The following is a 21,952-nucleotide window of genomic DNA, read 5'->3' on the forward strand; positions in this document are numbered from 1 at the left end:
GCGAAGCGGAGTACATGGTGATGAGTCGCAAACAACTGGCGCTGTTCGAGCCCTCCCTGGTCGCTCAGGCGCTGATCGAGGCCGTGAAAAAATTAAGCCCACATACCCAGTGGCGCAATCCGGTCATGTTTATTGTCTGGATCGGCAGTCTGCTGACGACCCTTATCACGGTGGCGATGGCAACCGGGCAGATGCCAGGGAATCCCCGGTTTACTGGCGCGATAAGCCTCTGGCTATGGGTTACCGTCCTGTTCGCTAACGTTGCCGAAGCGCTGGCGGAAGGTCGCAGCAAAGCACAGGCCAGCAGTCTGAAAGGGGTGAAGAAAACGGCATTTGCCCGCAAACTGCGTGAACCAAAGTATGGCGCGCAGGCGGATCGCCTCCCTGCCGATGAGCTGCGTAAAGGGGATATCGTCCTGGTTGAAGCGGGCGATATTATTCCCTGCGACGGCGAGGTCATTGAAGGCGGCGCATCGGTGGACGAAAGCGCCATTACCGGTGAGTCCGCGCCGGTGATTCGTGAATCCGGCGGCGACTTTGCCTCAGTGACCGGCGGAACACGTATTCTCTCCGACTGGCTGGTCATCGAATGCAGCGTGAATCCCGGCGAAACCTTCCTTGACCGGATGATCGCGATGGTGGAAGGCGCGCAGCGCCGTAAAACGCCAAACGAAATCGCGCTGACCATTCTGCTGATTGCCCTGACTATTGTCTTTTTACTGGCAACCGCCACGCTCTGGCCCTTTTCCGCCTGGGGCGGCCATGCCGTCAGCGTGACGGTGCTGGTCGCCCTGCTGGTTTGCCTGATCCCTACCACTATCGGCGGATTACTTTCGGCGATCGGCGTCGCCGGGATGAGTCGAATGCTGGGAGCAAACGTCATCGCCACCAGCGGGCGGGCGGTGGAAGCCGCAGGCGACGTGGACGTGCTGCTGCTGGATAAAACCGGCACCATCACTCTCGGCAACCGTCAGGCCTCAGACTTTCTGCCCGCTCAGGGCGTGGATGAAAAGACGCTGGCCGACGCGGCGCAACTCTCTTCGCTGGCCGACGAGACGCCGGAAGGCCGCAGCATCGTCATTCTCGCCAAACAGCGTTTTAATCTGCGCGAGCGCGATGTGCAGTCGCGCCATGCCACCTTTGTTCCCTTTACCGCGCAAAGCCGGATGAGCGGCATCAACATTGATAACCGAATGATCCGTAAAGGTTCCGTGGATGCCATTCGCCGCCACGTTGAAGCCAGCGGTGGTCACTTCCCTGCTGACGTGGAGCAAAAAGTGGATAGCGTCGCCCGTCTTGGCGCCACGCCGCTGGTGGTGGTGGAAGGTTCCCGCGTGCTGGGCGTTATCGCGCTGAAAGATATTGTCAAAGGCGGGATTAAGGAACGTTTTGCCCAGTTGCGCAAAATGGGCATCAAAACGGTGATGATCACCGGCGACAACCGCCTGACGGCAGCGGCGATTGCCGCAGAAGCCGGTGTGGATGATTTCCTGGCGGAAGCCACACCAGAAGCCAAGCTGGCGTTGATCCGCCAGTACCAGGCTGAAGGTCGTCTGGTGGCGATGACCGGCGACGGAACCAACGATGCACCGGCGCTGGCGCAGGCTGATGTGGCGGTGGCGATGAACTCCGGTACTCAGGCAGCGAAAGAAGCCGGTAACATGGTGGATCTGGATTCCAACCCGACCAAGCTGATCGAAGTGGTGCATATCGGTAAACAGATGCTGATGACGCGCGGTTCGCTCACCACGTTCAGTATCGCCAATGACATGGCGAAATATTTCGCCATCATTCCGGCGGCGTTTGCCGCGACGTACCCGCAGTTGAATACGCTGAACATTATGCGTCTGCATTCGCCGGATTCCGCAATCCTCAGCGCGGTGATCTTCAATGCGTTGATTATCGTTTTTCTGATCCCGCTGGCATTGAAAGGGGTGAGCTATAAGCCGCTTTCGGCCTCTGCCATGCTGCGCCGTAATCTGTGGATCTACGGCCTGGGTGGTCTGGTTGTGCCGTTTATCGGCATTAAAGTGATTGATTTACTGCTGACTCTGCTGGGTCTGGTGTGAGGTTTATAATGAGTGGATTACGTCCTGCATTATCAACGCTGGTGTTTCTGACGCTGCTAACCGGCGGCATTTACCCGCTGCTTACCACCGCGCTGGGGCAATGGTGGTTCCCGTATCAGGCTAACGGTTCACTGATTGTTGATGGCAGTCTCGTGCGCGGCTCTGCGCTTATCGGGCAGAATTTTACCGCCGACGGCTATTTTCAGGGACGCCCGTCAGCAACAGCGGAAATGCCCTATAATCCCATGGCTTCCGGCGGCAGTAATCTGGCGGTCAGCAACCCGGAGCTGGATAAACAGTTGCAGCAGCGGGTGAAGGCGCTGCGGGCCGCTAACCCGGACGCCAGCACGACGATTCCGGTGGAACTGCTCACCGCCTCCGCCAGCGGGCTGGACAATAACCTGACGCCAGCAGCGGCGGCGTGGCAGATCCCGCGCGTCGCCAAAGCGCGAAATCTCAGCGTTGAAGCCGTGACGCAGTTGGTCGCAGAATATACGCAAAAGCCGCTGGTCAGTTTTATCGGCCAGCCAGTGGTCAATATCGTGGAACTCAATTTAGCGCTGGATAAGCTCTGATGGTTAATGAAGAACCGCTACGCCCTGACCCCGATCGCCTGCTGGAACAGACCGCCGCACCACACCGGGGAAAACTGAAAATCTTCTTCGGCGCCTGCGCAGGCGTTGGGAAAACCTGGGCGATGCTGGCTGAGGCGCAGCGACTGCGGGCGCAAGGGCTGGATATTTTGACGGGTGTCGTGGAAACCCACGGGCGTAAAGAGACCGCCGCGCTGCTGGACGGCCTCAGCATCCTGCCGCTAAAACGGCAGACGCGTCACGGACGCCATCTCAGCGAGTTCGATCTCGACGCGGCGCTGGCCCGTCGCCCGGCGCTTATTCTCATGGACGAACTGGCGCACAGTAATGCGCCAGGCTCGCGCCACCCTAAACGCTGGCAGGATATAGAAGAACTGCTGGAAGCGGGTATTGACGTCTTTACCACCGTCAACGTCCAGCACCTGGAAAGCCTCAACGATGTGGTCAGCGGCGTGACCGGCATTCAGGTTCGAGAAACCGTACCAGACCCCTTCTTCGATGCCGCCGACGAGGTGGTTCTGGTCGACCTGCCGCCTGACGATCTGCGAGCGCGTCTGAAGGAGGGCAAGGTGTACATTGCCGGTCAGGCTGAACGCGCCATTGAGCACTTCTTTCGCAAAGGCAATTTGATCGCCCTGCGTGAACTGGCGCTGCGCCGCACGGCCGACCGGGTGGACGATCAAATGCGCGCCTGGCGGAGCCACCCGGGCGAAGAGAAAGTGTGGCATACCCGCGACGCCATTCTGCTGTGCATCGGGCACAACACCGGCAGTGAAAAACTGGTGCGTGCCGCCGCGCGGCTGGCTGCCCGCCTCGGCAGCGTCTGGCACGCGGTGTATGTCGAAACCCCGGCGCTGCATCGCCTGCCGGAAAATCAGCGGCGCGCCATCTTGAGCGCCCTGCGTCTGGCGCAGGAGCTGGGCGCAGAGACCGCCACGCTTTCCGATCCCGCCGAAGAAAAAGCGGTTGTGCGTTACGCCCGGGAACATAACCTCGGCAAAATTGTGCTGGGGCGTCCGGCAACGCGACGCTGGTGGCGCAGAGATTCGTTTGCCGATCGCCTGGCGAAACAGGCGCCGGATCTCGATCAGGTGGTTGTCGCCCTTGATGATCCCCCGACTCGCCCGTTGAATCAGACACCGGATACCCGTGCCTTCAAAGATAAGTGGCGGGTGCAGATACAGGGCTGCCTGGTCGCGATCGCCCTTTGCGCAGTGACCACCGTCATCGCCGTACAGTGGATGGTCGCCTTTGACGCCGCTAACCTGGTGATGCTGTATCTGCTGGGCGTGGTGATTATCGCTCTGTTTTATGGGCGCTGGCCCTCGGTAGTGGCAACCTTTATTAACGTCGCCAGCTTCGATCTCTTTTTTATTGCTCCTCGCGGCACGCTTGCCGTTTCCGATGTGCAGTATCTGTTGACCTTCGCCGTGATGCTGACGGTGGGGCTGGTGATTGGTAACCTGACGGCGGGCGTGCGCTATCAGGCGCGGGTTGCCCGCTATCGGGAACAGCGCACGCGCCATCTGTACGAGATGTCCAAAGCGCTGGCAGTGGGGCGAAGCAGGCAGGATATCGCCGCCACCAGCGAACAGTTTATCGCCTCCACGTTTCAGGCCCGCAGCCAGGTGTTATTGCCGGATGAAAACGGCACGCTGACGCCGCTGACCCACCAGCAGGGCATAACGCCGTGGGATGACGCCATCGCCCGGTGGAGCTTTGACAAAGGCCAGCCGGCCGGGGCGGGCACGGATACCCTGCCCGGCGTGCCGTATCAAATTTTACCGTTAAAAAGCGCCGATAAAACGCATGGACTGGTGGTGGTCGAGCCGGGGAATCTTCGTCAGTTGATGATCCCGGAGCAACAGCGGCTACTGGAAACATTCACCTTGCTGGTCGCCAGCGCGCTGGAGCGTCTGACGCTTACCGCCAGTGAAGAGCTGGCCCGACTCGCCAGCGAGCGCGAAAGCATTCGCAATGCCCTGCTCGCCGCCCTCTCCCATGACTTGCGCACGCCGCTGACGGTGCTGTTTGGTCAGGCGGAGATTTTAACCCTGGATTTGGCAAGTGAAGGATCGCCACATGCGCGCCAGGCCAGCGAAATCCGCCAGCACATTCTCAACACCACCCGACTGGTGAATAACCTGCTGGATATGGCGCGCATTCAGTCCGGTGGATTTAATCTTAAAAAAGAGTGGCTGACGCTGGAAGAGGTTGTCGGCAGCGCCCTGCAAATGCTGGAGCCGGGGCTACCCCACCCCATTAACCTGTCGCTGCCAGCGCCGCTGACGCTGGTACACGTTGACGGCCCGCTGTTTGAACGGGTACTGATCAACCTTCTGGAAAACGCCGTCAAATACGCCGGTTCGCAGGCGGAGATCGGCATTGATGCCCATGTTGAAGACGAACATCTTCAGCTTGACGTCTGGGATAATGGCCCCGGCATTCCTGACGGGCAGGAGAAAAGCATCTTCGACAAATTTGCCCGGGGAAATAAAGAGTCTGCCGTACCGGGCGTTGGGCTGGGGCTGGCTATTTGCCAGGCGATTGTTGAAGTGCACGGTGGAACGATTTCCGCCCACAATCGCCCGCAGGGCGGAGCCTGTTTCCGTGTTACACTCCCGCAGGAAACTGCACCTGAACTTGAAGATTTTCATGAGGATATGTGACCAACGTTCTGATTGTTGAAGACGAACAGGCTATTCGTCGCTTTCTGCGCAGCGCGCTGGAAAGCGACGGGCTGCGCGTGTACGAAGCAGAGACGCTAAGCCGTGGGTTGCTGGAAGCCGCCACGCGGAAACCCGATCTCATCATTCTTGATCTTGGCCTGCCTGACGGCGACGGCATCGATTTTATTCGCGACCTGCGACAATGGAGCGCAATTCCGGTGATTGTGCTTTCTGCTCGCAGCGAGGAGAGCGATAAAATCACTGCGCTGGATGCGGGCGCCGATGACTATCTGAGTAAACCCTTCGGCATTGGCGAACTACAGGCGCGCTTACGCGTGGCGCTGCGCCGTCACGCCAGCGGCCCTTCTCCTGATCCCATCGTGCAGTTTTCCAGCATAAAAGTGGACTTAGCAGCACACCTTGTCCACCGTGATGAAGAAGAAATTCACCTGACGCCGATTGAGTTTCGCCTACTGGCCGTGTTGCTGAATAATGCGGGCAAAGTGCTCACCCAGCGGCAGCTGTTGAACCAGGTCTGGGGCCCGAACGCCGTCGAGCACAGTCACTATTTGCGTATTTATATGGGGCACCTGCGACAGAAACTGGAGAAGGATCCCGCCCGCCCCCGCCATTTCATTACCGAAACCGGAATCGGTTATCGTTTTATGCCATGAATGGTTATTCATTTTTTTTAATTAATTCCTAAATATCATTTTTATCATTAACCACACTGCAAATAATGTATTTTGCAGTGTAATCTCATTCCTTAAAAAATATAAAAATACAAACCCATAACATATAAACAACAATACGATATCTTATCGTGTGATATGCATAAACAACGACTAAATATTTTAGAAATGATCGTTTTTTATTGATCTTCTTCACAGATCAGGCTCATTTCCTGGATAAAATACCCTCACCTTCCACTTATCCAGTAAAGGTAACCAAAATGGAAAATAATAGCCGTACAATGCCCCATATAAGGCGGACAACTCATATTATGATGTTTGCTCACCGTAACAGCTTCGACTTTCATTTCTTTAATGCCCGTTAGTCTTTCGACTAAGGGCACTCCAGCATACAGGTCTTCCTGACCCCTTGTATCGCAGGCTAACGCCTGTATCTCGTGGTGCTCACACTGCATAACCCTGTTTTACCTGTGACCGGAAAGGTTAGGGTTTATTGCATCTTCTAAAAAGCAATTTACTGATTTATTTGTCAGTGGCGTCGTATTGCTTTTTTTCCGGAGCTATCAGTTTCTCATTCGAGAAATTGAGGACCTGCTATTACCTGAAAATAAAGAGATGAAAATGTCTGAATTAAAAATTGCCGTCAGTCGTTCCTGCCCTGATTGTTTTTCTACACAGCGCAGTATCGTTAATGTTGATGAAAGTAATTTCATTGATGTTGCCGCCATCGTGTTATCCATCAATGATATTGAACGAGGTAAACTCGATGAGATTGATGCGACGGGCTACGGTATTCCCGTGTTTATCGCGACACAAAATGAAGAGCGCGTTCCGGCGGAATATCTGCCGCGGATCTCGGGCGTATTCGAACATAATGAAGCCCGTAACGCCTTCTATGGCCGCCAACTGGAGACCGCTGCCAGCCACTATGAAACGCAACTGCGCCCGCCGTTCTTCCGGGCGCTGGTGGACTACGTAAACCAGGGCAACAGCGCATTTGACTGTCCGGGGCATCAGGGCGGTGAATTCTTCCGCCGTCACCCCGCAGGGAACCAGTTCGTTGAGTACTTTGGCGAAACGCTTTTCCGCTCTGATTTGTGTAATGCCGACGTGGCGATGGGCGATCTGCTTATCCATGAAGGCGCGCCGTGCATCGCGCAACAACACGCCGCGAAAGTGTTCAACGCCGATAAAACCTACTTTGTGCTGAACGGCACCTCATCGTCAAACAAAGTGGTACTTAACGCGCTGCTGACCCCAGGCGATCTGGTGCTGTTCGATCGTAATAACCACAAATCGAACCACCACGGCGCGCTGTTGCAGGCGGGCGCGACGCCGGTTTATCTGGAAACCGCACGCAACCCGTACGGCTTCATCGGCGGGATCGACGCCCACTGCTTTGAAGAAGACTATCTGCGTGAACTGGTCAGCGAAGTGGCGCCGCAACGCGCGCAAGACGCCCGTCCGTTCCGCCTGGCAGTGATCCAGTTAGGCACCTACGACGGCACCATCTACAACGCCCGTCAGGTGGTGGATAAGATTGGTCATCTGTGCGACTACATCCTGTTTGACTCCGCATGGGTCGGCTACGAGCAGTTTATTCCGATGATGGCCGATTGCTCGCCGTTGTTGCTGGACCTGAACGAGAACGATCCGGGTATCCTGGTCACGCAGTCTGTTCACAAACAGCAGGCCGGTTTCTCCCAGACCTCGCAGATCCACAAGAAAGACAGCCATATCAAAGGTCAGTCTCGCTATGTGCCGCATAAACGTATGAATAACGCGTTCATGATGCACGCCTCCACCAGCCCGTTCTACCCGCTGTTCGCCGCCCTGGACATCAACGCCAAAATGCACGAAGGCGTCGGTGGCCGTAACATGTGGATGGACTGCGTAGCGAACGGCATCAATGCACGCAAGCTGATCCTTGATAACTGCCATCACATCCGTCCGTTCGTGCCGGAACTGATCGACGGTAAACCGTGGCAGTCTTACCCCACGGCGGAGATCGCAAACGACCTGCGCTTCTTCCACTTTGTGCCGGGCGAACACTGGCATGCCTTCGAAGGCTACGCCGAACACCAGTACTTTGTTGATCCGTGCAAACTGCTGCTCACGACGCCGGGCATCAATGCGCGCAACGGCGAATACGACACCTTTGGCGTTCCGGCGACCATCCTTGCCAACTTCCTGCGTGAAAACGGCGTGGTACCGGAAAAATGCGATCTCAACTCGATCCTGTTCCTGCTGACGCCAGCGGAAGACATGGCGAAATTGCAGCAACTCGTCGCCCTGCTGGTGCGCTTTGAGAAACTGCTGGAAGCCGATGCGCCGCTGGCTGACGTTCTGCCGTCAATTTATAAGCAGCATGAAGCGCGTTATGCCGGCTACACCCTGCGTCAGCTGTGCCAGGAGATGCACGATCTGTACGCACGCCATAACGTGAAACAGCTGCAAAAAGAGATGTTCCGTAAATCCCATTTCCCACGCGTCAGCATGAACCCGCAGGACGCCAACTACGCCTATCTGCGCGGTGAAGTCGAACTGGTTCGCCTGCCGGACGCGGAAGGACGGATCGCGGCAGAAGGCGCGCTTCCGTATCCGCCAGGGGTTTTGTGCGTTGTTCCGGGTGAAATCTGGGGCGGTGCGGTGCTGCGTTATTTCAGCGCGCTGGAAGAAGGGATCAACCTGCTGCCGGGCTTTGCGCCTGAACTACAGGGCGTTTACATCGAAGAACACGACGGCCGTAAACAGGTGTGGTGCTACGTCATTAAACCGCGCGAAGCACAGAACACCCTGCTGAAAGGGGAAAAATTATGAGTAAAGCCAAATCCAATAAAATGGGCGTCGTTCAGCTCACCATCCTGACAATGGTCAATATGATGGGCTCCGGGATTATCATGCTGCCCACCAAACTTGCGGAGGTCGGCACCATCTCGATCATCTCGTGGCTGGTGACTGCCGTTGGTTCAATGGCGCTGGCATGGGCTTTCGCCAAATGCGGGATGTTTAGCCGTAAATCCGGCGGCATGGGCGGCTACGCGGAGTATGCCTTTGGTAAATCCGGCAACTTTATGGCGAACTACACCTATGGCGTTTCGCTGCTGATTGCCAACGTCGCTATCGCCATCTCCGCCGTCGGCTACGGCACCGAGCTGTTCGGCGCCACGCTGTCACCGGTGCAGATCGGTCTGGCGACCATCGGCGTGCTGTGGCTGTGCACCGTCGCCAACTTCGGCGGCGCGCGCATTACCGGGCAAATCAGCAGTATCACCGTCTGGGGCGTGATTATTCCGGTTGTCGGTTTGTGCATCATCGGCTGGTTCTGGTTTAGCCCGACGCTGTACGTCAACTCCTGGAACCCGCATCACGTACCGTTCTTCACCGCCGTCGGTTCTTCTATTGCGATGACGCTGTGGGCCTTCCTCGGTCTGGAATCTGCCTGCGCCAACGCCGAAGTGGTGGAAAACCCGGAGCGTAACGTACCGATTGCGGTATTAGGCGGTACGCTGGGCGCGGCGGTGATTTACATCATCTCCACCAACGTGATTGCCGGGATCGTACCAAACATGGATCTGGCCAACTCCACCGCGCCGTTCGGTCTGGCGTTCGCACAGATGTTTACCCCGGAAGTCGGTAAAGTGATCATGGCGTTGATGGTGATGTCCTGCTGCGGTTCGCTGCTGGGCTGGCAGTTCACTATCGCCCAGGTCTTCAAATCCTCGGCGGATGAAGGTTATTTCCCGAAAATCTTCTCTCGCGTAACGAAAGTAGATGCGCCGGTTCAGGGGATGCTGACCATCGTGATTATCCAGAGCGGATTATCGCTGATGACCATCAGCCCATCGCTGAACAGCCAGTTCAACGTGCTGGTTAACCTGGCGGTGGTAACAAACATTATCCCGTACATTCTGTCGATGGCCGCGCTGGTGATCATTCAGAAAGTGGCAAATGTTCCGTCGTCAAAAGCCAAAACGGCGAACTTCGTGGCATTCATCGGCGCGCTGTACAGCTTCTATGCGCTGTATTCCTCCGGTGAAGAAGCGATGCTGTACGGCTCCATCGTGACCTTCCTCGGCTGGACGCTGTATGGACTGGTATCGCCGCGCTTTGAGCTGAAAAACAAACACGGCTAAAAAAAAGCCCGGTGGCGCTAACGCTTACCGGGCCTACGATCGTTGTTGTAGCCGGGCAAATGCAGTACCGCCCGGCACACAAACCGCACTTACGCGTTTTTCAGCACTTCGCTGACAATCTCAACCGCTTCTTTTTCGATCTGCTTGCGGTGTTCCTCGCCGAGGAAGCTTTCGCAATAAATCTTATAAGCGTCTTCCGTACCAGAAGGCCGCGCGGCGAACCAGCCGTTGTCGGTCATCACTTTCAGGCCGCCAATCGACGCGCCGTTACCCGGCGCCGCCGTCAGACGCGCGGTGATCGGATCGCCCGCCAGCGTGCTGGCGCTCACCATTTCTGGAGAGAGCTTAGACAATGCAGCTTTCTGCGCAGACGTTGCGCTTGCCTGCAAACGGTTATAGCTCGGCGCGCCAAAGCGGGCCGCCAGCTCGTTGTAGTGCTCCTGCGGGTTTTTCCCGGTGACGGCCGTGATTTCCGCCGCCAGCAGGCACATGATGATGCCGTCTTTATCGGTAGACCACGGCGTGCCGTCGAAACGCAGGAAAGACGCCCCGGCGCTCTCTTCGCCGCCGAAGCCGAAGCTGCCGTCGAACAGACCGTCAACGAACCATTTAAAGCCGACCGGCACTTCCACCAGTTTACGCCCCAAATCGTTCACCACGCGGTCGATCATCGCAGAAGAGACCAGCGTTTTACCGACCGCCACCTCTTTGCCCCACTGCGGGCGGTGCTGGAACAGATAGTTGATCGCTACCGCCAGATAGTGGTTCGGGTTCATCAGCCCTGCCGGAGTCACGATGCCGTGGCGGTCATAGTCCGGGTCGTTGGCGAACGCCAGATCGAACTTATCACGCAGCGCCAGCAGACCCGCCATCGCGCACTCGGAGGAACAGTCCATACGGATTGCGCCGTCTTTGTCGAGATGCATAAAGCGGAACGTCTGATCAACGTGATCGTTAACGATAGTCAGGTTCAGGTTGTAGTGCTTAGCAATACGCTTCCAGTATTCGATACCGGAACCACCCAGCGGATCGACGCCCAGCGTCAGGCCCGCTTTCTGAATCGCCGCCATATCGACGATATCCGCCAGCCCTTCAACGAACGGCTGCACCAGATCCTGCTCTTTAACGTGGCCTGAGGCCATCGCCGCATCCAGAGAGATACGCTTCACGCCCTTCAGACCGTCAGCCAACAGCGCGTTGGCCCTGTCTTCCACCACTTTGGTGACGTTGGTATCCGCCGGGCCGCCGTTTGGCGGGTTGTACTTAATTCCGCCGTCTTCCGGTGGATTGTGAGATGGCGTGATCACGATGCCATCAGCCAGCGGGCCGCCTTTTTTATTGTGAACCAGGATAGCGTTGGAAACGGCAGGCGTTGGCGTGAAGCCATTGTTTTCCTGCACGATGACATCAACACCGTTCGCCGCCAGCACTTCCAGTACAGAGATAAATGCCGGTTCAGACAGCGCGTGGGTATCTTTGCCCACATAACAAGGACCAGTGATACCGTTTTTTGCACGCTCTTCCGCAATCGCCTGGGCGATCGCCAGGATGTGCGGCTCGTTAAAACTATGACGACCTGCGCTACCGCGATGCCCGGACGTACCGAACTTCACGGCGTGCTCTGCATTCCCTGCTTCGGGTTTCAGTACATAGTACTGTGCCGTCAGTTGGGCGACGTTAATCAAATCACTCTGTTGCGCAGGTTGACCTGCACGGTTGTGGATTGCCATTGCCTGGTCCTTTTAATGCAAGGATTAAATTGTTCCGCAAACCTTCTCAATCAATTCCGCCGGGAATTGCATTGACTGCATGATGTGTTCAACCATGCTGCATTTACGGCCGGTGTTGGTGTTGGTAATCACCCAATACGGCGTGCCGGGCACATGTTTCGGTTTGGTTTGATTACCATTTTTCAGCAGCGTTTGTTCATCAGCCGCAAAATAGACGCGCGTACGGCCATGCAACGACTCCGTTGCTTCGGCAAACGCGCGATTATCCAGTGAGTAGAGTGTAGACAGCACCAGCATGAAGCGGTTTACCGCTTTCTTCTGCTCCGCGTACTCGTCGGAAAGCAGCAGTTCACGCATGGCGCGGACTTTATCTTTTACGGGGTTGACGGGCTTCGCTTCCACGATAGCAGGTTGCGCGACGCGAACCTCTTTCGCCGCCGGAGTGACAGGCTGTGATACGGCGGAAAACTTCAACATGCGCCGTAAAATGTCGGATGCGCTCTCGCCAATATGCTTGGTGTGGCTGGCAATATAGCTATAGAGTTCATCATCAACTTCAATCGTTTTCATCTTAATCCAGTGCGGTGTCTTATCTGAATACAAGTCGTTGGGATTACCTGCACGTAGTGTAAAGGCAAATTCCAACAGCGGATAGCGTCAAACCTGGCTGACGGAAAAACTCGGAGTAAACCGTAGTTGTTGCAGCCCTGTGGCAGAATAGTCAACATAATACCCTAACCCGACAGAGCGAAAAAAAGAACTTTGCCATGAAATTGAATATCCGAGCGCAAACTGCACAAAACCTGCACAATAATTCTCCCATCGTCCTCGTTCACGGTTTGTTTGGCAGCCTGGACAACCTCGGCGTGCTGGCGCGCGACCTGGTGACCGATCACGATATCATTCAGGTTGATATGCGCAACCACGGTCTCTCCCCTCGCGATCCGGTGATGGACTACCCGGCAATGGCGCAAGACTTACTGGATACCATTGATGCCGAAGGCATTGAGAAAGCCACCTTTATCGGCCACTCCATGGGCGGTAAAGCGGTAATGGCGCTCACCGCGCTGGCGCCGGAGCGTATTGACCAGTTGGTCGCGATAGACATCGCGCCGGTCGATTACCACGTTCGCCGCCACGATGAAATCTTCGCCGCCATCAATGCCGTCACCGACGCGGGCGCCGAAACCCGTCAACAGGCCGCCACCGTTATGCGTCAACATCTGCAAGAAGAAGGCGTCATCCAGTTTCTGCTGAAATCGTTTATCGACGGCGAATGGCGCTTTAACGTACCGGTGTTGTGGGAACAGTATCCACATATTGTGGGCTGGGAGACCATTCCAGCCTGGGATCGCCCGGCGTTGTTTATCCCCGGCGGCAACTCCCCTTATGTGACCGAAGCATATCGTCACGATCTGCTGGCGCAGTTCCCTCAGGCGCGAGCGCACGTCATCGCCGGAGCGGGCCACTGGGTTCACGCGGAAAAACCCGATGCGGTACTGCGCGCCATTCGTCGCTATCTGGCAGATAAGGCCAACTGATTAAAAACTCAGCGTCCGCGCGCGATTACGTCCGCGAGCGTTGGCGTGTCTGCCTTGCTGATGTATGATGGCGCGCTATCCATCCGGGCAGACGCCTGGCTGATTGTTTCCCCGAAGTCACCAAAATCATGGCCAAAGAACAAACGGACCGTACGACATTAGATCTGTTCGCACACGAGCGTCGCCCGGGACGACCCAAAACCAATCCGCTTTCGCGTGATGAACAGCTGCGCATTAATAAGCGTAACCAGCTAAAACGCGACAAAGTACGTGGCCTTAAGCGTGTCGAACTGAAACTCAACGCTGAGGCTGTCGATGCGCTGAACGAGCTGGCCGAATCCCGCAATATGAGCCGTAGCGAACTCATCGAAGAGATGCTGATGACTCAACTGGCAGCGCTGCGCGGCCAGGGCGTAGTCTGAAAAACTGCTCAATATCATAAATCATGTAGCACAGAGTGCAGTCCCGCGTGATTGCTGTTTCCGCATGCCTGACTGTTCTGCTATGATTGCCCTTATCTGCGGGCAATACGCCACCACCATTTCAATAAGTTTCAAGAGGTTATTTTACTCATGGCAATCACTGGCATCTTTTTCGGCAGCGACACCGGTAATACCGAAAATATCGCAAAAATGATTCAAAAACAGCTTGGTAAAGACGTTGCCGATGTGCATGACATTGCGAAAAGCAGCAAAGAGGACCTGGAAGGGTACGACATCCTGCTGCTGGGCATCCCGACCTGGTACTACGGTGAAGCGCAATGTGACTGGGATGACTTCTTCCCGACTCTCGAAGAGATTGATTTTAACGGTAAACTGGTGGCGCTGTTCGGCTGCGGCGACCAGGAAGATTACGCAGAATATTTCTGCGACGCGTTAGGCACCATCCGCGACATCATTGAGCCGCGCGGCGCGACCATCGTCGGTCACTGGCCAACGGCGGGCTACCATTTTGAAGCGTCCAAAGGTCTGGCTGACGACGATCACTTTGTTGGTCTGGCTATCGACGAAGACCGTCAGCCTGAACTGACCGCAGAGCGCGTTGAAAAATGGGTTAAACAGATTTCCGGCGAACTGCACCTCGACGAAATCATTAACGCCTGATTTTGTGCGGCGCAGAAAAGCATCTGCGTCGCATCAATAGATAAAACCAATTAAAATAATTGCTACAAATTTGTAACTTTCTTGCCTGACCCTGTACAATGTCCGGGTGTTATTCTGGTATTGCACAGTGTGTTTGTTGGCGATACCTCGTTTTTATTAACAATATTTGCCGGAGGCTTGCAGTTTTCATTTAGGCGTGGCAGTTCTATAATGAAACGCATTATCTCAAGTGCAATTTCTGTCACTTCTTTGTTTGAAGTGAATCGTTTAGCAACAGGACAGATTCCGCATGACTGACAACAATACCGCATTAAAGAAGGCTGGCCTGAAAGTAACGCTTCCTCGTTTAAAAATTCTGGAAGTTCTTCAGGAACCGGATAACCATCACGTCAGTGCGGAAGATTTATATAAACGTCTGATCGACATGGGTGAAGAGATTGGGCTGGCGACCGTGTACCGCGTGCTGAACCAGTTTGATGACGCCGGTATCGTAACCCGCCACAACTTTGAAGGCGGTAAATCCGTTTTTGAGCTGACCCAACAGCATCATCACGATCACCTTATTTGCCTCGATTGTGGCAAAGTGATCGAATTCAGTGATGATTCTATCGAAGCGCGCCAGCGTGAGATTGCGGCTAAGCATGGCATTCGTTTGACGAACCACAGCCTCTATCTCTACGGCCACTGCGCTGAAGGCGATTGCCGGGAAGACGAGCACGCGCACGACGCGAAGTAATGTGAAACCTGCTAAAAAGCCAACCGACCGGTTGGCTTTTTTTATGCCTCCGACCCGGTAGCGGCCTTAAAAAACGCAAACGGGCGGAGAGTTCTCTCCGCCCGCCATTAACCCGCCCTGCTTTTATTTGGCGCTATTTTTACTGCGAATTTCCTGCCAGATTTTGTCGCAATCGGCGGTCACCGCCTGATCGTTCCCCGTACGCGTAGCCTGAATGCACTGCTGATAATCCAGCACGCGCACGCTCTCTTCTGTAGCAAACTGCTTGTGCTGGTCATCTTTCTTCAGCACGTTCAGTACGCTCTGACAGGCCTCGATTTTCTCTGGCGAACCTTGCGCCGTATTGATGCAGGCGCTGTACGCCTCTTTTAACTGACTGTCTTCTTTGGGCGCGGTTGGCTGCGCGCAGGCCACCAGTCCCGATGCCATCATGGCGATGAGTAACAGTTTTTTCATATCAGTGTCCTCAACGTTGCGGCAGACAAATCGCCTGCGCAACGGGCATCAGAAAATAGTGAACGGAGCGATAACCATGAACTTCACGTCACGTTCATCCTGGAAGATGTTGCCGTAACCGCCGCCCCAGCTTGGGATGTTGGAGTGGTTGTCATATTCCGTGAAGTGCAGTTTAAACATGGTGCCTTTGGCACGGCCTTCCTGTAGGGTGTAGACCGCATCAAGGCTGTAAGAAGACTCTTCAATGGTACGGTTTTTGTCATAGTACGCATCCGGGGTAATCTGCCAGGTTGATGGCTTCGCGTCCCAGGCGTAAACGTATGACGCCCCCACTGCCCAGCCCGGCAGGTTCCAGTTTTTCAGATCGTACATCGCACCGAAGAAGACAGCTTTTTCGCCGTTGGCGTTAAAGTCTGAACGGTTATCCCACCAGATATCCAGACGACCGTTTGAGGATGCGTAAGTCGGCGTCATACGTTGCAGGAAGTAACCTTGTTGACCGTCCGCCTTAACCCAGGTCCCTTCCAGGCGCAAATCGACGACTTCGGCCACTTTGTAACCGAAAGTCAGCGCCTGCAACCAAGCGGTGCCGTCATAAATATCGTTTACGCTGCGATCATCAACTTTGTCGCGCGCACCATAGAACTGATAGCTGGTGGTGAACGGGTTGCCGCCCAAATCAAATTTGTAGCTGGCTTTGGCAAAATACTGGTCGACATACCCTTCTGACTGACCAAATGCCGCTTCCAGCACGAGGTCATTTTTGAAATCGTATTTAGCGCCGATAGAGTGGAGGTAATCCACTTTGGTCTTTTTATCGGCCTGATAGAATTTATCAACATCGGTGTGCCACGGCGCTTTATATTGGTTGGCCCACATATAGGAGAAACTCAGCGCGCCCGCATCACCGTAGTCAAAATTCGCTCCGGCTTCCGCGCCCTGATAAGTACCCGGCATAAAGCTCCAGTGCGGCGCTAACAGCGTCTGACCGGTCGGCTGGATATACCCCGCACGCGCCCAGGTTGGCCCGTACTTAAATTTTGCCGCGGCTTTATAAAGGCTGATCCCGCTCTTATCGCCAGAATAATCTTCATCGTAACCTTTATTCTTTTTCGAGAAGGCGATTTCGTTGGGGTGTCCGCTGTCGCCGTTTTCCGCCATTTCTATCGCGGTAAATGCCGCGATATCCAGACCGAACATATCAGCCGCATAACCAGACTGGAAATCCAGGTTGGCGTTCCAGGTCGCGTGTGAAAGGTTGGTTTTATATTTGTCATCGTCGGTGACATCTTTACGGTCACGCTCACGCTGCCAGTAATAGATGCCGCCTGTTAACGTGGAATCGTCAATAAAGCCTTCGGCCTGAGCCTGTGGAACGACGACCAAACCTGACATTGCTGTGATACCGGCGATAGCCAGCGCCAGCGTACTACGTTTGCCACTAAACGTACGCATGTGTTAATCCTCTTTGACGTATAAAATGCTGCCGAACAAAAGCGGACAGCGAAAAATAAAAATGTAAAAGTAGCGTTGAGAAAAACCTCGCAGACTACAGTGAATAGACTATTTTTCGCGACGCGAATTATCAATCTCTTTCTGTAACGAGAATGTAAGAGTATGAGCAACCGCACATATTTCATTGCTTTCTGTTACATTTTCATCAGGCGCTAAAAAAGATGAACAAAAGTTAAAATTGTCTTGTTTTCCATGCACATGAAATCGGTTTCACATGAAATGATATTCATTCCATAAATTCACTACGCCAAAACTATTTTGTTGCGAAATTATTTTCCCGACGGCATTAATTCGCTCTGCAAACAGAGAGCGGGATGACAAAATGGAAAGGATAAAAAAACGCCGCAAAATGCGGCGTTGGAAGGTGATGTGATGCGGTGGCTTTACTCGCCCGCTTTAGCCCACGTATCGCGCAGACCTACGGTACGGTTAAACACGCGTTTATCCGCCGTTGTGTAGCGGCTGTCCAGGCAGAAGTAGCCTTCACGCTCAAACTGATACGCTTTACCCGCTACGGCGTTCTGCAACGACGGTTCCGCGTAACCCTGCTTAATTACCAGCGATTCAGGGTTGATCACGGACAGGAAGTCCTCTGCGGCGCCCGGGTTCGGCACGCTGAACAGACGATCGTACAGACGAATTTCAACCGGCAGCGCGTGTGCCGCGCTTACCCAGTGAATGACGCCCTTCACTTTACGGCCATCGGCCGGATCTTTGCTCAGGGTGTCCGCATCATAGGTACAGAAGATGGTGGTGATATTGCCTTCCGCATCCTTCTCCACGCGCTCAGCTTTCACCACATAGGCGTTACGCAGACGCACTTCTTTCCCCATCACCAGACGCTTGTACTGCTTGTTCGCTTCTTCGCGGAAGTCAGCACGATCGATCCAAATCTCACCGCTAAACGGTACTTCACGGCTGCCCATTTCCGGTTTGTTCGGATGGTTCGGCATGGTGACCATTTCGCTTTCGCCCTGCGGGTAGTTTTCGATAACCAGTTTCACCGGATCGATAACCGCCATCGCGCGCGGAGCGTTTTCATTCAGATCTTCACGAATGCAGGACTCCAGCGACGCCATCTCAATGGTGTTGTCCTGCTTGGTAACGCCGATGCGTTTGCAGAATTCACGGATGGAGGCCGCGGTATAGCCACGACGACGCAGGCCAGAAATGGTCGGCATACGCGGATCGTCCCAGCCTTCAACGTGTTTGTCCGTCACCAGCAGGTTCAGCTTACGCTTGGACATCACGGTGTATTCCAGATTCAGGCGTGAGAATTCGTACTGACGCGGGTGAACCGGGATGGTGATGTTGTCCAGCACCCAGTCGTACAGACGACGGTTGTCCTGGAATTCCAGCGTACACAGAGAGTGCGTAATGCCTTCCAGCGCATCGCTGATGCAGTGGGTAAAGTCGTACATCGGGTAGATGCACCACTTGTTGCCGGTCTGGTGGTGTTCGGCAAATTTAATGCGGTACAGCACCGGATCGCGCATCACGATAAACGGCGACGCCATATCAATTTTGGCGCGCAGGCACGCTTTACCTTCTTCAAAACCACCGGTACGCATTTTTTCAAACAGCGCCAGGTTCTCTTCCACGCTGCGATCGCGGAACGGGCTGTTTTTACCCGGCTCTTTCAGCGTACCGCGATATTCGCGGATCTGATCCGGCGTCAGCTCATCGACGTACGCCAGACCTTTGGTGATCAGCTCAACCGCATACGCATGCAGCTGATCGAAGTAATCTGAGGAGTAGCAAACGTTGCCAGCCCAGTGAAAACCTAACCACTCGACGTCGTTTTTGATCGAATCAACGTACTCGATATCTTCTTTTACCGGGTTGGTATCATCGAAACGCAGGTTGCACAGGCCCTGATAATCTTGCGCGATACCAAAGTTCAGACAGATGGATTTCGCGTGGCCGATGTGCAGATAGCCATTCGGCTCCGGCGGAAAACGGGTGTGGATTGTGGTGTGCTTACCACTGGCCAGATCTTCATCGATGATCTGACGAATAAAGTTAGTCGGGCGGGCTTCAGCCTCACTCATCGTGGATTCCTCAAAGCGTAAACAACGTATAACGGCATATGATCTTATAAGCCGGACAGACTGACAACCTTTAGTTACTTAAAAAGTGGCTTTGAAGAAAATATGGGGGCTGATTGCTGTAAAAAAAAGCGACGGCGCTTTGCCGGATGACGGCTACGCCTCATCCGGCCTACAAACTGCTACAAACTGCGTCGAACCGTAGGCCTGATAAGCGCAGCGCCATCAGGCGCATTTGCCGGATAGCAGCTATACCTTATCCGGCCTACAAACTGTGTCGAACCGTAGGCCTGATGAGCGCAGCGCCATCAGGCGCATTTGCCGGATAGCGGCTATACCTTATCCGGCCTACAGGCTGCAAAAAAAAAGCGGCGGAGGTTTCCCCCCGCCGCTCAGGCACAAACTCTACTCAGGAGCGATTATTTGCCTTTAATCTCATACAGTGGCGTTTGACCCGCAACCACCTGACCTTCAGCTTTAATCACCAGACCGCTGAAGTCGTCGATGTTGCTGCAAACCACCGGGCTAATCATCGAGCGCGCATTGGCGTTCAGGAACTCCAGATCCATTTCCAGGATCGGCTGACCGGCAACCACTTCGGTACCCTCTTCCACCAGGCGTTTGAAGCCCTGACCGTTCAGCGCAACGGTATCGATCCCCATGTGGACAACGATTTCCGCGCCTTTTTCAGTTTCCAGGCAGAACGCATGATTGGTGTTGAAGATTTTCACAATGGTGCCTGCCGCCGGGGAAACAACGGTTTTATCCGTTGGTTTCACCGCCACGCCGTCGCCAACCGCTTTGCTGGCGAACGCTTCGTCAGGAACCTGTTCCAGCGCAACCACGTCACCCGTGACTGGAGAAACCAGCGTCGCGATAGTCACCGCATTAGGAACCGCCTGCGGTTTTACCGCCGGCGCCGCAGTCACTGGCGCGCTGTCAGCAGACGCTGCCGCAACCGGGCCACGCGCCACCACTTTCTTCATTTCGTCGCCGATAGATTCCGCTTTCGCGCCGACGATAACCTGGATGGTCTGTTTGTTCAGTTTCACCACGCCAGACGCACCAAGACGTTTACACATCGCATCGCTCACGCGAGCCGCGTCGGCAACGGTCAGACGCAAACGGGTGATGCAGGCATCGATCGCTTTCAGGTTATCCGTACCGCCAACCGCAGCAATGTAGTTGGTCGCCAGTTGGGTCATACCTTCTTCAGTGTTGCTGTTCGCTTCGTCAGTCACGATATCGTCGTCTTTATCTTCACGACCTGGCGTTTTCAGGTTGAACACGCGAATTACCGCGCTGAACAGCAGGAAGTAGATGACGAAGAATACCGCGCCCATCACCAGCAGCATCCAGACGTTTTTGCTGGCCGCAGGCAGGCTATACATCAACACGTAGTCAATTGCGCCTGCGGAGAAGGAGAAGCCCGCATGAATACCCAGCAGCGTCGCGATGAACAGGCTGATACCGGTCAATATTGCGTGCAGGAGGTACAGCAACGGCGCCAGGAACATGAACAGGAATTCCAGCGGCTCAGTAACACCGGTCAGGAACGCGGTGATCGCAACGGACAGCAGCATACCGCCAACCATTGGACGACGCGCTTTCGGCGCAGCGAAGTACATCGCCAGCGCCGCACCCGGCAGACCGAACATCATGATCGGGAAGAAGCCGGACATGAACATCCCCGCCGTGCCGTCACCCGCGTAGAAGCGGTTGATGTCGCCGTGGAATACCGTACCTGCCGTGTTAGTGAACTCGCCAATCTGGAACCAAGCGATGGTGTTCAGCACCTGATGCAGACCTGTCGGGATCAACAGACGGTTGATGAAACCGAAGATACCGGAGCCCAGCGCGCCCGCGCCGACAATCCATTCACCGCCCGCATGAATAGCGTGCTGAACCGGAGGCCAGACGTAACCGAAAATCGCCGCCAGCACCAGACAGAAGAAGCCCGTGGCGATCGGCACAAAACGTTTGCCGCCAAAGAAGCTCAGGAAATCAGGAAGTTTGATACCGGACCAACGGTTATAAACGGCGCCGCCCACCAGACCGGTAATGATACCCGCCAGGACGCCCATGTTGATTTCCGGGTTAATCGTCACCATCGCTTTGGTCAGGACGAAGTACCCGACCGCACCCGCCAGCGCTGCTGCACCCGCGCTGTCCTTAGACCAGCTGGATGCCACACCGATGGCGAAGATCAGTGCGAGGTTATCGAAGATCGCCCCGCCCGCCTGCGCGATAAAGGCGACATTCAGTAAATCTGGTTGACCGAATCGCAGCAACAGTGCCGCCACCGGCAGCACTGCGATAGGGAGCTGTAACGCCCTACCCAGTCGCTGGAAAAAACCTAAAATATTCATCTTATTCCCCCTACGAGACCCCGATTAGGCTTCTGGAAGCCATTTTTTTATTGTGCGACAAATCGTTAAAGCGTGATGTTTGGCAACAACGGTATGAATTATTCATCTACGCTCAGAGTGTGTGAAAAATTAATTCGTATCGCAAATTAAACGCGTGTTTTTTGTGATTTGAATCACCAAATATCGTTATTCACCCTCCCTTATACTGGCTAACTGCGAAAACTTATTTTATCATTCAAAAAATCAACACGGATTAGCGCCTGTCCATACGAATCCAGGTTACGCTTACTAACGT

At 54.7% G+C, this 21,952-nt stretch carries 17 protein-coding genes; 11 read left to right on the plus strand and 6 right to left on the minus strand.

Translation table 11 applies throughout. The features are described 5' to 3' along the window. The first annotated feature begins 20 nt into the window (after nt 1-20). The 7 genes from kdpB (at nt 21) to potE (ending at nt 10,159) form a co-directional block, all read left to right on the plus strand. Nucleotides 21-2,069, plus strand: coding sequence for a potassium-transporting ATPase subunit KdpB (kdpB, locus tag OGV67_RS21235; protein WP_115615346.1), 2,049 nt, complete (start codon nt 21-23; stop codon nt 2,067-2,069). A gap of 8 nt (nt 2,070-2,077) precedes the next feature. Continuing rightward, nucleotides 2,078-2,644 (plus strand): K(+)-transporting ATPase subunit C, encoded by a 567-nt coding sequence (gene kdpC, locus OGV67_RS21240; protein ID WP_115614965.1) that lies wholly within the window; start codon nt 2,078-2,080, stop codon nt 2,642-2,644. Beyond that, entirely contained in the window at nt 2,644-5,331 is a 2,688-nt protein-coding gene (gene kdpD / locus OGV67_RS21245) for a two-component system sensor histidine kinase KdpD (RefSeq protein WP_200003507.1), read from the plus strand. Before kdpC ends, kdpD begins: the two co-directional genes overlap by 1 nt. Continuing rightward, nucleotides 5,328-6,005 (plus strand): two-component system response regulator KdpE, encoded by a 678-nt coding sequence (gene kdpE / locus OGV67_RS21250; protein ID WP_012133308.1) that lies wholly within the window; start codon nt 5,328-5,330, stop codon nt 6,003-6,005. Before kdpD ends, kdpE begins: the two co-directional genes overlap by 4 nt. Before the next feature lie 278 nt (nt 6,006-6,283). Next, a complete protein-coding gene (speFL, locus tag OGV67_RS21255) occupies nt 6,284-6,388 on the plus strand; it encodes a leader peptide SpeFL (protein ID WP_114149115.1) in 105 nt (34 codons plus the stop codon). Between the two features lie 256 nt (nt 6,389-6,644). Next, a complete protein-coding gene (speF, locus tag OGV67_RS21260) occupies nt 6,645-8,843 on the plus strand; it encodes an ornithine decarboxylase SpeF (protein WP_024130539.1) in 2,199 nt (732 codons plus the stop codon). Next, nucleotides 8,840-10,159, plus strand: a complete 1,320-nt coding sequence (gene potE, locus OGV67_RS21265; RefSeq protein ID WP_058668769.1) for a putrescine-ornithine antiporter — start codon at nt 8,840-8,842, stop codon at nt 10,157-10,159. The genes speF and potE overlap by 4 nt, the downstream gene beginning before the upstream one ends. A gap of 89 nt (nt 10,160-10,248) precedes the next feature. On the opposite strand, the gene pgm is transcribed toward potE, so the two are convergent. Together pgm and seqA are read right to left on the minus strand one after the other, a co-directional pair. Further along, the gene (gene pgm / locus OGV67_RS21270; RefSeq protein WP_012133312.1) at nt 10,249-11,889 is read right to left on the minus strand and encodes a phosphoglucomutase (alpha-D-glucose-1,6-bisphosphate-dependent); all 1,641 of its coding nucleotides are present in this window, start codon (nt 11,887-11,889) and stop codon (nt 10,249-10,251) included. A gap of 24 nt (nt 11,890-11,913) precedes the next feature. Then, the gene (gene seqA / locus OGV67_RS21275; RefSeq protein WP_047458147.1) at nt 11,914-12,459 is read right to left on the minus strand and encodes a replication initiation negative regulator SeqA; all 546 of its coding nucleotides are present in this window, start codon (nt 12,457-12,459) and stop codon (nt 11,914-11,916) included. Nucleotides 12,460-12,656: 197 nt separating this feature from the next. Between seqA and ybfF the strand changes: the two genes are divergently transcribed. The 4 genes from ybfF to fur all read left to right on the plus strand — a co-directional run bounded on the left by ybfF (nt 12,657) and on the right by fur (nt 15,269). Then, the gene (ybfF, locus tag OGV67_RS21280; protein WP_049009846.1) at nt 12,657-13,430 is read left to right on the plus strand and encodes an esterase; all 774 of its coding nucleotides are present in this window, start codon (nt 12,657-12,659) and stop codon (nt 13,428-13,430) included. 128 nt (nt 13,431-13,558) lie between these two features. Next, the gene (ybfE, locus tag OGV67_RS21285; RefSeq protein ID WP_012133315.1) at nt 13,559-13,852 is read left to right on the plus strand and encodes a LexA regulated protein; all 294 of its coding nucleotides are present in this window, start codon (nt 13,559-13,561) and stop codon (nt 13,850-13,852) included. A 150-nt stretch (nt 13,853-14,002) separates the two neighbouring features. Beyond that, nucleotides 14,003-14,533, plus strand: coding sequence for a flavodoxin FldA (fldA, locus tag OGV67_RS21290; RefSeq protein WP_047458152.1), 531 nt, complete (start codon nt 14,003-14,005; stop codon nt 14,531-14,533). A gap of 289 nt (nt 14,534-14,822) precedes the next feature. Continuing rightward, nucleotides 14,823-15,269: a ferric iron uptake transcriptional regulator gene (gene fur / locus OGV67_RS21295; protein WP_007373881.1), complete on the plus strand. Its 447-nt coding sequence runs from the start codon at nt 14,823-14,825 to the stop codon at nt 15,267-15,269. A 123-nt stretch (nt 15,270-15,392) separates the two neighbouring features. Here the strand turns inward: fur and chiQ are convergent, their stop codons facing one another. The 4 genes from chiQ to nagE all read right to left on the minus strand — a co-directional run bounded on the left by chiQ (nt 15,393) and on the right by nagE (nt 21,657). Continuing rightward, complete coding sequence (gene chiQ, locus OGV67_RS21300; RefSeq protein WP_047458156.1) at nt 15,393-15,725, minus strand: ChiQ/YbfN family lipoprotein; 333 nt, start codon at nt 15,723-15,725, stop codon at nt 15,393-15,395. Between the two features lie 48 nt (nt 15,726-15,773). Continuing rightward, the gene (chiP, locus tag OGV67_RS21305) at nt 15,774-17,180 is read right to left on the minus strand and encodes a chitoporin ChiP (protein WP_012133319.1); all 1,407 of its coding nucleotides are present in this window, start codon (nt 17,178-17,180) and stop codon (nt 15,774-15,776) included. A gap of 443 nt (nt 17,181-17,623) precedes the next feature. Continuing rightward, nucleotides 17,624-19,291 carry a glutamine--tRNA ligase gene (glnS, locus tag OGV67_RS21310; RefSeq protein WP_012133322.1) on the minus strand — a complete coding sequence of 556 codons (1,668 nt, stop codon included), beginning with the start codon at nt 19,289-19,291 and terminating at the stop codon, nt 17,624-17,626. A 416-nt stretch (nt 19,292-19,707) separates the two neighbouring features. Next, entirely contained in the window at nt 19,708-21,657 is a 1,950-nt protein-coding gene (nagE, locus tag OGV67_RS21315; protein ID WP_115614966.1) for a PTS N-acetyl glucosamine transporter subunit IIABC, read from the minus strand. Nucleotides 21,658-21,952 lie beyond the last annotated feature (295 nt).

Source organism: Citrobacter sp. CK188 (assembly GCF_030333525.1).
GTDB lineage: Bacteria > Pseudomonadota > Gammaproteobacteria > Enterobacterales > Enterobacteriaceae > Citrobacter_B > Citrobacter_B koseri.